13 protein-coding genes are annotated in these 11,121 nt (G+C 66.5%); 11 read left to right on the forward strand and 2 right to left on the reverse strand.

Features of this window, described 5'->3' with window-relative positions; genetic code table 11:
- The 11 genes from GSQ76_RS31590 to tatC form a co-directional block, all read left to right on the forward strand.
- On the forward strand, positions 1–652 hold a 652-nt coding region (locus GSQ76_RS31590; protein WP_254070204.1), incomplete at its 5' end, for an ABC transporter substrate-binding protein.
- Positions 653–656: 4 nt separating this feature from the next.
- Positions 657–1,664: an ABC transporter permease subunit gene (locus tag GSQ76_RS02555; protein WP_158742345.1), complete on the forward strand. Its 1,008-nt coding sequence runs from the start codon at positions 657–659 to the stop codon at positions 1,662–1,664.
- Positions 1,661–2,527 carry an ABC transporter permease subunit gene (locus GSQ76_RS02560; RefSeq protein ID WP_158742346.1) on the forward strand — a complete coding sequence of 289 codons (867 nt, stop codon included), beginning with the start codon at positions 1,661–1,663 and terminating at the stop codon, positions 2,525–2,527. Before GSQ76_RS02555 ends, GSQ76_RS02560 begins: the two co-directional genes overlap by 4 nt.
- Positions 2,524–3,528, forward strand: a complete 1,005-nt coding sequence (locus GSQ76_RS02565) for an ABC transporter ATP-binding protein (protein WP_158742347.1) — start codon at positions 2,524–2,526, stop codon at positions 3,526–3,528. Before GSQ76_RS02560 ends, GSQ76_RS02565 begins: the two co-directional genes overlap by 4 nt.
- Positions 3,525–4,475 (forward strand): dipeptide ABC transporter ATP-binding protein, encoded by a 951-nt coding sequence (locus tag GSQ76_RS02570; protein ID WP_158742348.1) that lies wholly within the window; start codon positions 3,525–3,527, stop codon positions 4,473–4,475. Before GSQ76_RS02565 ends, GSQ76_RS02570 begins: the two co-directional genes overlap by 4 nt.
- A 52-nt stretch (positions 4,476–4,527) precedes the next feature.
- A complete protein-coding gene (gene nagZ, locus GSQ76_RS02575) occupies positions 4,528–5,517 on the forward strand; it encodes a beta-N-acetylhexosaminidase (RefSeq protein WP_158742349.1) in 990 nt (329 codons plus the stop codon).
- Positions 5,514–6,215 (forward strand): site-2 protease family protein, encoded by a 702-nt coding sequence (locus GSQ76_RS02580; protein ID WP_158742350.1) that lies wholly within the window; start codon positions 5,514–5,516, stop codon positions 6,213–6,215. The genes nagZ and GSQ76_RS02580 overlap by 4 nt, the downstream gene beginning before the upstream one ends.
- A complete protein-coding gene (locus GSQ76_RS02585; RefSeq protein ID WP_158742351.1) occupies positions 6,205–6,987 on the forward strand; it encodes a ScpA family protein in 783 nt (260 codons plus the stop codon). The genes GSQ76_RS02580 and GSQ76_RS02585 overlap by 11 nt, the downstream gene beginning before the upstream one ends.
- Positions 6,977–7,582 (forward strand): SMC-Scp complex subunit ScpB, encoded by a 606-nt coding sequence (gene scpB / locus GSQ76_RS02590; RefSeq protein ID WP_158742352.1) that lies wholly within the window; start codon positions 6,977–6,979, stop codon positions 7,580–7,582. Before GSQ76_RS02585 ends, scpB begins: the two co-directional genes overlap by 11 nt.
- A gap of 33 nt (positions 7,583–7,615) precedes the next feature.
- Positions 7,616–8,155, forward strand: a complete 540-nt coding sequence (gene tatB / locus GSQ76_RS02595) for a Sec-independent protein translocase protein TatB (RefSeq protein WP_158742353.1) — start codon at positions 7,616–7,618, stop codon at positions 8,153–8,155.
- A 63-nt stretch (positions 8,156–8,218) separates the two neighbouring features.
- A complete protein-coding gene (tatC, locus tag GSQ76_RS02600; protein ID WP_158742412.1) occupies positions 8,219–8,962 on the forward strand; it encodes a twin-arginine translocase subunit TatC in 744 nt (247 codons plus the stop codon).
- 45 nt (positions 8,963–9,007) lie between these two features.
- Here the strand turns inward: tatC and hpf are convergent, their stop codons facing one another.
- Complete coding sequence (gene hpf, locus GSQ76_RS02605) at positions 9,008–9,595, reverse strand: ribosome hibernation-promoting factor, HPF/YfiA family (RefSeq protein WP_158742354.1); 588 nt, start codon at positions 9,593–9,595, stop codon at positions 9,008–9,010.
- Between the two features lie 35 nt (positions 9,596–9,630).
- A complete protein-coding gene (gene rpoN / locus GSQ76_RS02610; protein ID WP_158742355.1) occupies positions 9,631–11,121 on the reverse strand; it encodes an RNA polymerase factor sigma-54 in 1,491 nt (496 codons plus the stop codon).

The raw sequence follows: 11,121 nt of genomic DNA on the forward strand, positions 1-11,121 counted from the left end.
GGCGATCCTAGACGCGGTGTATGGCGGCGCCGGGCAGCCGGCCAAGAACCTGATCCCGCCGATCATGTGGTCCTACAACGACAGCATCCAGGACTACCCGCACGACCCCGAAGCCGCGAAGAAGCTGCTGGCCGACGCCGGCTATCCGAACGGGTTCGACACCGATTTGTGGGCGATGCCCGTGCAGCGCCCCTACAACCCCGATGCCCGCCGCATCGCCGAACTGATGCAGGCGGACCTGATGAAGATCGGCGTGCGGGCCAAGATCGTCACCTACGAGTGGGGCGAATACCGCAAGCGCGTGCAGGCCGGTGAGCACCAGATGGCCGAACTCGGCTGGAGCGGCGACAATGGTGACCCGGACAATTTCTTCACGCCTCTGGCCAGCTGCGCCGCTGCCCGGGTCGGAGGCGGCAGTGCCTCCAAATGGTGCAACAAGGATTTCGATGCATTGCTGGAGAAGGCGGTCGGCTTGTCCGACCAGGCGGAGCGGGCGAAGCTCTACGAGCAGGCGCAGGTGATCATGCACGAGGAAGCGCCGTTCTTCTTCATCGCGCATTCCGTCACCTTCCAGCCGATCCGCAAGGAGGTGACGGGCTTCGTCATGCTGCCGATCGGCTCGCAATCCTGGAACACCGTCGATCTGAACTGACGGCGTGATCCGTCACTTCGCCCGGCGGCTGGCGCTGATCGTCCCGACCTTGGTCGGCGTCACGCTGCTGGGGTTCATCCTGGTCCACGCCGTCCCGGGTGACCCGGTCGAGGTCCGCACCGGGGAACGCGGCATATCGCCCGAACGGCTGGCCTATTTCCGGCATGAACTGGGGCTGGACCAGCCGCTGTGGAAGCAATTCGCCGACTACGAGTGGCAATTGCTGCACGGCAATCTCGGCCGCTCCCTGGTGACGCAGGAGAGTGTTTGGACGGAGTTCACAACCTTCTTCCCAGCGACGCTGGAACTGGGCATCTGCGCGCTCACCTTCGCCCTGGTGATCGGCCTGCCATTGGGCGTCATCGCGGCGGTGCGGCGCGGCTCGGCACTGGATTACGGGCTGATCGGGATTTCCGTCACTGGCGCGTCCATGCCGATCTTCTGGTGGGGGCTGATGGTGATCCTGGTCTTCTCCGTGGCGCTGGGCTGGACGCCGGTGTCGGGCCGGATCGACGAGCTATATTATATCGAGCCGCATACCGGCTTCCTGCTGATCGACAGCCTGTTCTTCAGCGACGACAAGGGCGCGTTCATTTCCACGGTGCGCCACCTGATTCTGCCGACCATCGTGCTGGGCACGATTCCGCTGGCCACCATCGCGCGCATGACCCGCTCTGCCATGCTGGAGGTTTTGGGCGAGGATTACGTCCGCACGGCCCGCGCCAAGGGCCTGGCGCCAAGCCGGGTCGTGGTGGTGCATGCCCTGCGCAACGCCTTGATCCCCGTGGTGACGGTGCTGGGCCTGCAAGTCGGGGCGCTGCTGGGCGGCGCGATCCTGACGGAGACCGTATTTTCGTGGCCCGGCGTCGGTCACTGGCTGGTGGAGAGCGTGCAGCGCCGTGATTACAACGTGTTACAGGGGGGCACGCTGCTGATCGCGATCCTGGTGATGCTGGTGAATCTGGGCGTGGACGTGCTGTACGGCGTGCTGAACCCGAGGCTGCGGCGATGAGCGGCACCATCGCCCGCCGCCCGCCACGCTTTATGCTGGCGCGCCGCCTGCTGGAAAATCGCGGTGCAATCGCCGGGCTAGTGGTGATGGTGGTGCTGATCCTGCTGGCCATCGCCGCCCCCCTGGTGGCGCCGCACGGCCCGGCGGAGCAGTTCCGCGACTCCTTCCTCGCCCCGCCGTTCGAACAGGCGACCTTCCCACTGGGCACCGACAGCTTGGGCCGCGATATCCTGACGCGGCTGATCTACGGTGCCCGCCTGTCGCTGGTGATCGGCGCGGTGGTGGTGGCGCTATCGCTCTCTGTCGGCACGTTGTTGGGACTGGCGGCCGCCTTTGCTGGCGGCATCACCGACGTGGTGATCATGCGGCTGATGGACGTGCTGCTGGTGTTCCCCTCGCTGCTGCTGGCCATCGTGGTGGTGGCGATCCTCGGCCCAGGGCTCACCAACGCGATGCTCGCGGTCGCAGTGGTGCTGTTACCCGCCTATGTGCGGCTGGCGCGTGCCGCGGCGCTGGGGGAACTGGCGCGCGAATACGTCATCGCTACCCGCTCCGCCGGGGCAGGGGTGGGGCGGCTGATGCTGCTGGTGGTGCTGCCCAACTGCCTTGCCCCACTGATCGTGCAGGCCACGCTCGGCTTTTCATCCGCGATCCTGGATGCTGCCGCGCTCGGCTTCCTGGGCCTGGGTGCGCAACCGCCGACGCCGGAATGGGGCACGATGCTGGCGGATGCGCTGCAATTCTATCAGCGGGCCTGGTGGCTGCTGGCCTTCCCGGGCATCTCGATCCTGGTGACGGTGATGGCGTTCAACCTGCTGGGCGACGGCCTGCGCGACGCGCTCGACCCAAAGTTGCGCCGATGAGCAGCCTGCTGGACGTGCGCGACCTCTCCGTCGCCTTCGACACTGCGGCAGGCCGGTTCAACGCCGTGCAATCGGTCGACCTCACGGTGGCGTCGGGTGAAGTGTTGTGCGTCGTCGGTGAATCTGGTTCGGGCAAAAGCGTGTCAGTGCTGGCGGTGATGGGGCTGCTGCCCCCCACCGGCCGGGTGACCTCGCAAGAAATCCGGTTTCGCGGCGAGGACCTGCGCACCGCAACCCCACGCGCCCGCCGCCGCCTGATCGGGCGGGACGTGGCGATGGTGTTTCAGGAGCCGACATCGTCCCTGAACCCCTGCTACACGATTGGCTGGCAGATCGGCGAGGCACTGCGCGTCCACGGCGCCACTGCGCCCAGCCAAGTGCGCCGCCGGGTGCTGGATCTGCTGGGCCAGGTGGGCGTGCCGGCGCCGGAGCAGCGGATGCGGTCCTTCCCCCACCAACTATCGGGCGGCCTGAACCAGCGTGTGATGATCGCCATGGCCATCGCCTGCGACCCGGCCCTACTGATCGCGGACGAACCGACTACGGCGCTGGACGTGACGGTGCAGCAGGGCGTGTTGGACCTGTTGGTCGGCCTACAACGCGACCGCGGCATGGGCCTGGTGCTGATCACCCACGACATGGGCGTCGTCGCCCAAACCGCGCAACGCGTGCAGGTCATGTACGCCGGCCAGGTAATGGAGGAGCAGCCGGCCGACCCGCTATTTGCCCATCCGCGCCACCCCTACACCGCCGCCCTGTTGGACGCGCTGCCCGAACGGGCGGAGGGCAAGCTGCGTTTGCCGACCATTCCCGGCATGGTGCCGGGCATCGACGACCGCCCCGGCGGCTGTCTGTTCGCGCCACGCTGCCGCTTCACCACGCCAAAATGCACCGCCGACCGGCCGGCGCTGCGACCGGTGAACGGCGCCAAGGTCCGTTGCCACTACCCCCTGGACGACGCCGGGCAGCCGACCGGCTGGACCCTTGGAGGCTCTACATGAGCGTCCTGGCCGCCGACAACGTCACCCGCCATTACAAGATCGGTGGCCGCCACGTGTTGAAGGCAGTGGATGGCGTGTCGTTCGAACTGCTTGCAGGGCGTACCTTGGCGGTGGTGGGCGAATCGGGCTGCGGCAAATCCACGCTCGCCCGGCTGTGCGCGCTGATGGAGCCGCCGACCGCCGGCGCCATCTCCATCGCCGGCAAACCCACCGCCGCCAACCAGTCGCTGCAACTGCAGAACCAGATGGTGTTTCAGAACCCGTACGGGTCGCTGAACCCCCGCCGCACGATCGGCGCCATCCTGGTGGAACCGCTGACCATCAACAATCGCGGCAGCAAGCCCGAGCGTATCGCCGCCGCCCGGCGCATGCTGGACCGCGTCGGTTTACGGCCGGAGGCGTTCGATCGCTACCCGCATATGTTCAGCGGCGGCCAGCGCCAGCGCGTCGCCATCGCCCGCGCCCTGATGTTGAGCCCGGCGGTGGTGACGGCGGACGAACCGGTCAGCGCGCTGGACGTGTCGGTGCAGGCGCAGGTGCTAAACCTGATGCGCGACCTGCAGGACGAGTTGGGCATCGCCTATCTGTTCATCAGCCACGACATCTCCGTCGTGCGGCACATGGCCCAAGACGTCTTGGTCATGTATTGCGGCCGGCCGGCGGAGCAGGGGCTGCGCGGCGAAGTATTGGACCGGCCGCTGCACCCGTATACGCGGATGCTGCTGTCCTCCACCCCGTTCGTGGACCCGGCGCGTCGCCGGATGACGATGCCGGTGCGGGGGGAGCTACCGTCTCCGATCGACCCACCGCCGGGCTGTGCCTTCAACACCCGCTGCCCCTACGCCGCCGACCGATGCACGGTGGAGCGCCCGGCGCTGCGTTCGGTGGAAAGCCGCCTGGTCGCCTGCCACTTCGCGGAGAAGATTGCGACCGAGGCGCCGATTTAGTGCGCGCTCGGGTAGCCTTGGCGCGATCCACCGTCCCGCTTATACGCGGCACATGAAAGCGGCCATTATCGGTATAGCTGGGCCGGAGCTGAATGCGGCCGAAATCGCCCTGATTCGGCAGCATCGCCCCGCCGGCGTGATCCTGTTCGGCCGCAACGTGGTCGACCCGCAGCAGCTTGCCGCGCTCACGGGCCATCTCGCCCGAGTGCTGCCGCCACTAGCCGTCATCATGGTCGACCAGGAGGGGGGGCGCGTCGCCCGCATGCGCCCGCCGCACTGGCTGGGCCACCCGGCCGCCGGCGTGCTGGGCGCGCTGCAAGCCATTAACCGCCCGGCCGGGCTGCGGGCCGCCTGGCTGACCGGCGCACTGATCGGCATGGAAGCCGCTGCCGCCGGGTTCGACGTCGTATGCGCCCCGGTGCTGGACCTGGCCGTGCCCGGCGCCAGCAATGTCGTGGGCGACCGTTCCTATTCCTCCGACCCGGCCATTGTGGGGGAGATGGCGGCAACCGTCGCCGCCGGCATGCTGGCGGCTGGGGTGCAGCCGGTTGGCAAGCACTGCCCCGGCCATGGGCGTGCCACCGTGGACAGCCACGCTGGCCTGCCGCTTCTGCCGGATATCGACGAAGCCGATCTGGTGCCGTTCGCTCGCTGCGCCCATCTGCCATGGATGATGACTGCCCACATCGTCTACGAGGCCGCTGACCCTAGTCATCCGGCCACCCAATCGCCCACCATCATCGCCGAGGTTATCCGCGACCGGCTGGGCTATGGCGGGCTGTTGGTCAGCGACGATCTGGCGATGGGCGCGCTCACTGGCTCCCCCGCTGAGCGCGCGATCGGCGCGCTGGCCGCCGGGTGCGACCTGGCGCTGCATTGCTCAGGCGTGCTGGAAGATAGTGCGGGCGTGCTGGAGGCATGCGCCGAACCGACCGAGGCGGCGCTCGGCCGCATGCGCACCGCATTGTTCCTGGCCGACCGGTCCCGCCAGGCGCTGGACCCATCCGCGATGCTGGCGGAGCGGGATGCGCTGCTGGCATGACATCCACCTGGATCGATATCGGGCTAACGGTGGTGGCCGCCATCGGCGCCATCACCCTGCACGAGGCGGCACACGGTTTCGCCGCCTGGGCGCTGGGTGACGACACCGCGAAGCTGGCAGGGCGGCTGTCGCTGAATCCACTGCGCCACGTCGATCGCGTCGGTACCATCCTGCTGCCTGGCTTCCTGATGATCGCGCAATTGCTGACCATTCGGCATGTCGCGTTCATGTTCGGCTGGGCCAAGCCCGTGCCGGTGAACGCATTCCGGTTCCGTCACCCGCGGCAGGACATGGCGTTGGTGGCCGCCGCCGGGCCGATCATGAACTTCCTGCTCGCATGGCTGGCCGCGCTGGCCCTGCACATCACCGATACCTGGACCGGGCTGGCCGGGGATGTGGCAGTGAACTTCCTCTACATGTTCATTCTCACCAATTTGGCGCTCGGTCTGTTCAACCTGCTGCCAATCCCGCCGATGGATGGCGGCCGCATCGTCATCGGCGTGCTGCCGCTGCGCCTGGCCGCCGCCTGGGCGCGCGTGGAGCGGGCAGGGATCATCCTGGTGCTGCTGGGCGTATTCCTGCTGCCACAGATCCTGCGTTCGTTCGGGATCGAGTTCGACCCGGTCGGCTCCGCGCTGAACACCGCCATTCCCCGCGCCATGGATCTGGTGCTGCGCCTGGCGGGCCATGACTCCTGAGCCCACCCCGGAGACGCTGCCCGAATCACTCCCCGAATCGCTGCGGCTGGATGTGCAGTTGGATGGGTTCGAGGGACCGCTGGACCTGCTGCTCGAGTTAGCCCGGGCGCAGAAGGTCGACATGACCAAGATCTCGATCCTGCGCCTGGTGGAGCAGTTCTTGATCGCGGTCGACGGCGCTCGGCGTGTGCGCCTGGAACTGGCTGCCGACTGGCTAGTGATGGCGGCGTGGCTGACTTGGCTGAAATCCCGCCTGCTGCTGCCCGATGACGTGCCGGAGGCAGAGGAGGGGCTGGAGGCGGCGGAGGTTCTGGCGGCTCGGCTGCTGGCCCTGCAACGCGTGCGCGCTGCCGCAGCCTGGCTGAACGACCGGCCGCAACTGGGCCGCGACGTCTGGGCTCGGCCATACTCGGAGAATTTCACCGATATCGACCGGTCCGGCCTGGCCGCCGACACCGCCGGGCTGCTGCGCGGCTACCTGGCGGCGATGCGCCGTGGTGGCGGGCGGCGCACCTACACCCCGGCCGCGTTACCGCTGTGGAGCGTGCAGGATGCGCTGGCCCGCCTCGGGGCGATGATCGGGCGCATCCCCGAATGGACGGTGCTGGAGCAGTTTTTGCCGGAGGCGACGTCGGACCCGCTGGCCCGGCGGGCTGCCACGGCATCGACCTTGCTGGCAGGATTGGAACTGGCGCGCGACGGCCGCGCGCGCATTCGGCAAGATACGGCGTTCGGCCCGATCTTGTTCGCAGGAGCGATGGATGGTGGATGAGGAACAATTGCGCCTGGCGGAGGCCCTGGTATTCGCCAGTGCCGACCCGGTGCCGGCCCGCGCGTTGCAGCAATTGCTGCCGCCCGATTCCGATGCGGAGGCGATACTGGCCGCGTTGCGCGACCGCTGCACCGGCCGCGGTGTGATGCTGGTGGAGGTTGCGGGCGGCTGGCAGTTCCGCACTGCGCCGGACCTGGCGCCGATGCTGCGCAAGGTGGTCACGCAACCCCGCCGCCTGCCGCGCGCCGCCATGGAGACGCTGGCCATCATCGCCTACCACCAACCGGTCACCCGGCCGGAGATCGAGGAGATGCGTGGCACCAGCCTGTCGCAGCAAACCATGGATGCGCTGCTGGAGGCAGGGTTGATCGCCGCTGGCGGCCGCCGCGAAGTGCCGGGCCGTCCGACGTTGTGGGGCACCACGCCTGCCTTCCTTGCCCAGTTCGGCCTGCGCGACCTGCGCGACCTGCCGAAGCGGGAGGACCTGTTGGTCGAGCCCCCGCCCGTCGTCCCCGTTCCCATGCAGGAAGCCGCCGAACCGGAGGTCGAGATCGACCCGGCGGGCGCCACCGCGGATTTCCCACCCCGGGATTGACGTGCTAGAGCCGGGTTAAGAGGTGCGGCTGCTATGTTTGATTTTGCCTGGTCCGAAATCGCTCTGGTCGGCGTCGTGGCGCTGGTCCTGATCGGGCCAAAGGACATGCCGATCGCCCTGAAGGCCATCACCGGCATGGTGAAGAAGGCACGGCGGATGGCTGCCGAATTCCAGACCCATGTCGACGACATGGTGCGCGATGCCGACCTGACGGAGGTGCGCGACCAGTTTCGCCAAATCCGCAGCCTGGATATTCGCGGCACCATTGCCCGCGCCGTGGATAGCGATGGCAGCATCCGCAACGCATTAAAGGACCCGATGCGCGACCCACCGCCGGTGGTCACGACGCCGGTCGACACTCTGCCGGAACACAGCATCGCCGCGCCGGAGCCGGAACCCGCAACGTACGAATATCCTACCCCATCCGAGCCCGCGATCACCGCGCTGCCCTATTCCAATGCCCCGGCGTTCATTCCGCCGGCGGATGCGGTGCCGCCGGTGCCAGCCCCCGCTTTCATCCCACCCGAAGCCGCAAAGCACGGAGCGGCAAAGCCGCATTCGTTCGGCGTCTGATCCGGGTTGTCAGGAAACTCCTCAGTGGCCGACGAGACGGAAGACACGATCAACGACACTCCGATGCCGCTGCTTGCGCATCTGGTGGAGCTCCGCAAACGCCTGATGTGGTCGGGCGCAGCGCTCGCAGTTTCCTTTGTGATTTGCTACCATTTTTCGACGGATATCTACTCGTTCTTGGCGCGGCCGCTGGCCGACATCCTGGAAAGCCGCAGCGGCTCCGATCGCCGGCTGATCTATACGGCGCTGTACGAGGCGTTCTTCACCTATATCCGCGTCGCCTTCTTCGGCGGGGCTTTCCTTGCCTTCCCGGTGATCGCCTCGCAGGTTTACATGTTCGTCGCGCCGGGCTTGTATCGCAGCGAGAAACGCGCGTTCCTGCCGTTCCTCATCGCGTCCCCGATCCTTTTCGTGATGGGCGCGGCGCTGGCGTACTATTTCATCTTTCCGGTGGCGTGGCGCTTCTTCTTGTCGTTCGAAACGCCAACCGGCGCGGGTGGTTTGCCGATCGAATTGCAGGCCAAGGTCAGCGAATACCTGGACCTGGTGATGAAGCTGATCTTCGCGTTTGGCCTGGCGTTTCAATTGCCAGTATTGCTGACCTTGCTGGCCAAGGTCGGCATCGTGTCATCCAAATCGCTGCGGAAAATGCGGCGCTACGCCTATGTCGGGATGTTCGTGGTCGCCGCGATCCTGACGCCGCCGGACATCATCACCCAGTGCGGCCTGGCACTGCCGTTGATCGGGCTGTATGAAATTTCGATCTTCGCCGCGGGCTTGGTCGAAACCAAGCCGGTCGAAGTCTAGACCGCCAAGCCCTCCCCCGCGGGCGCGGGAGAGGGCGGCGGTAGGTCAGGCGGTTTTGGTCGCCGGGTCGATCCAGCCGATATGGCCGTCGGTGCGACGATAGACCACGTTCAGCTGGCCGGTGGTGCTGTTGTGGAACATCATCACCTGCTGGTCTGCGAGGTCCAGCCGCATCACCGCCTCACTCACGCTCAGATGGTCGATCGTGGTTGCGGTCTCCGCGATGACGGTAGCGAAGGCCTGGGTATGACCGTCCGGCGGGGTGGCGACCGCCTCATCCTCCTGGCGGAGGATATACTGGCGGGCGGCCTGTGGGCGTTCACGGTTGGCGAGGTCGCGAGCGTGCTCGTTCACCCGGCGTCGATAGCGCCGCAGACGTTTGGCAATGTGCTCCGCCGCGTCATCGAACGCGCTATTGGCGTCGGCTGCTTCGCCTTCGCCGCGAAGCGTCAAGCCGCGCCCGGCGTGCACGTTGATGTCACAGGTGAAAAACGATCGAGCCCGGCTGAACGTAACATTGGCCTCGAGCGCACCATCGAAATACTTTCCGGCGATCGTATCGAGCCCATCGGATACGCGGGTACGCAGCGCGTCCGATAGGTCGACCTGCTTGCCAGAAACCGTGATCTGCATTCGCATTGCCTCCGTTGTTGACGGGAGACGCTTGCTCAGGCTGGCAACGCCTTTTCCCGTTTGCGCTGCACAGAACTTGGTATGCGCAGCGCATCCCGGTATTTGGCCACTGTTCTTCGTGCGATGTCCACGCCTTCGCGACGGAGGGCCGCCACGATGGCGTCATCCGACAGGACGTCTTCCGCCGCCTCCGCGTCCACCATGCTGCGGATGCGTTGCCGTACGGCCTCGGCGCTGTGGCTCTCGCCACTGGTTCCGGCGATGGCAGTTGTGAAAAAGTATTTAAGCTCGAACGTGCCACGAGGTGTCGCAATATACTTGTTTGCGGTGACCCGGCTGACCGTACTTTCGTGCATTTCCACGGCATCTGCGATGTCGCGCAGGATCAGCGGACGCAAATAGGCGACGCCATGGTGAAAGAACGCATCCTGCCGGCGGACGATCTCTGCCGAAACTTTAAGGATTGTTTGCGCTCGCTGCTGCAGCGATTTCACGAGCCAGTTGGCGGAGGAAAGCTGCTCGCCGAGGAAAACCTTGTCCTCCCGCTTGGCGCGCGTGATGATCCGGGCGTGAAAACCCTGGTTCACTAAAACGCGAGGCATGGTTTCCGGGTTCAATTCCAACAGCCACTCGCTGCCTTCCTCGGTTTTGATCGGCGCGCGACGCATCAGAACGTCCGGCAGGATGGCCGCGACAGGTCCGCTCTCGAACGCCGCGCCAGGCTTCGGATCCAGCATGCGGATCTCGGCGATCATGTCCGACAGATCCTCGGAGTCCACGTCGCAGAGCTCGCGCAGGCGGCGCAGGTCGCGCTTTGCCAAAAGGTCCAGATTGTCCAGCAGCGCCTGCATCGCCGGGTCCAGCCGGTTCTTGTCGGCAAGCTGGGCGGATAGGCATTCCCGCAGGTCGCGGCAGAACAGCCCAGCCGGGTCGAAACGCTGCATCCGGCCGCGCACCTGTTCTACCCGCGCGGGCTCGATCCCCAGCGCATCCGCCAGCGTGGCGCTGTCGACGGCGACGCGGCCCGCCGGGTCCAGCAGGGCGATCAGGTGGGCGCCGATCATGCAGTCGACCGGGTCGGTGAAGCTGAGGCGAAGTTGTTGGCTGAGATATTCGCGTAGCGATCGCGGCGCTTCCGCCAGGTCGTCCATCCCGCGGTCGTCGCCATCGAAGCCACGACCGCTGCCGCCATCGCGACTGAACGCAGCGGCGCCGTCGCTCAGGCTGCCGGCGTCGTAGCTATTCGAATGGTCCGCTTCGGCCGCGTCCGGCAGTTTTTCGCGCCGCAGCAGGTCGGCCGTGTCCATATTGTCCAGCGCTTCGACCCGTTGGTCCGGCGCCGGGCGCTCCGGCGTGCTGTCGCCCTTGTCGTCGCGTTCCAGGAGGGGGTTTCGCTCCAGCTCCTCCTCGATATAGGCCGCAACCTCGATATTAGAAAACTGCAACAACTTGATGGCCTGCCGCAGCTGCGGCGTCATCACCAGTGATTGCGATTGCCTAAATTCGAGCCGCGGACCGATCGCCAT

The sequence above is a fragment of the Acidisphaera sp. L21 genome (genome assembly GCF_009765685.1).
In the GTDB taxonomy this organism is placed as follows: domain Bacteria; phylum Pseudomonadota; class Alphaproteobacteria; order Acetobacterales; family Acetobacteraceae; genus LMUY01.

Coding starts and splice junctions, on each gene's coding strand:
- GSQ76_RS02560 (WP_158742346.1), top strand. CDS start 1,661: ATGAGCGGCACCATCGCCCGCCGCCCGCCACGCTTTATGCTGGCGCGC.
- GSQ76_RS02565 (WP_158742347.1), top strand. CDS start 2,524: ATGAGCAGCCTGCTGGACGTGCGCGACCTCTCCGTCGCCTTCGACACT.
- GSQ76_RS02570 (WP_158742348.1), top strand. CDS start 3,525: ATGAGCGTCCTGGCCGCCGACAACGTCACCCGCCATTACAAGATCGGT.
- nagZ (WP_158742349.1), top strand. CDS start 4,528: ATGAAAGCGGCCATTATCGGTATAGCTGGGCCGGAGCTGAATGCGGCC.
- GSQ76_RS02580 (WP_158742350.1), top strand. CDS start 5,514: ATGACATCCACCTGGATCGATATCGGGCTAACGGTGGTGGCCGCCATC.
- GSQ76_RS02585 (WP_158742351.1), top strand. CDS start 6,205: ATGACTCCTGAGCCCACCCCGGAGACGCTGCCCGAATCACTCCCCGAA.
- scpB (WP_158742352.1), top strand. CDS start 6,977: ATGGTGGATGAGGAACAATTGCGCCTGGCGGAGGCCCTGGTATTCGCC.
- tatB (WP_158742353.1), top strand. CDS start 7,616: ATGTTTGATTTTGCCTGGTCCGAAATCGCTCTGGTCGGCGTCGTGGCG.
- tatC (WP_158742412.1), top strand. CDS start 8,219: ATGCCGCTGCTTGCGCATCTGGTGGAGCTCCGCAAACGCCTGATGTGG.
- hpf (WP_158742354.1), bottom strand. CDS start 9,595: ATGCAGATCACGGTTTCTGGCAAGCAGGTCGACCTATCGGACGCGCTG.
- rpoN (WP_158742355.1), bottom strand. CDS start 11,121: ATGGCGATCGGTCCGCGGCTCGAATTTAGGCAATCGCAATCACTGGTG.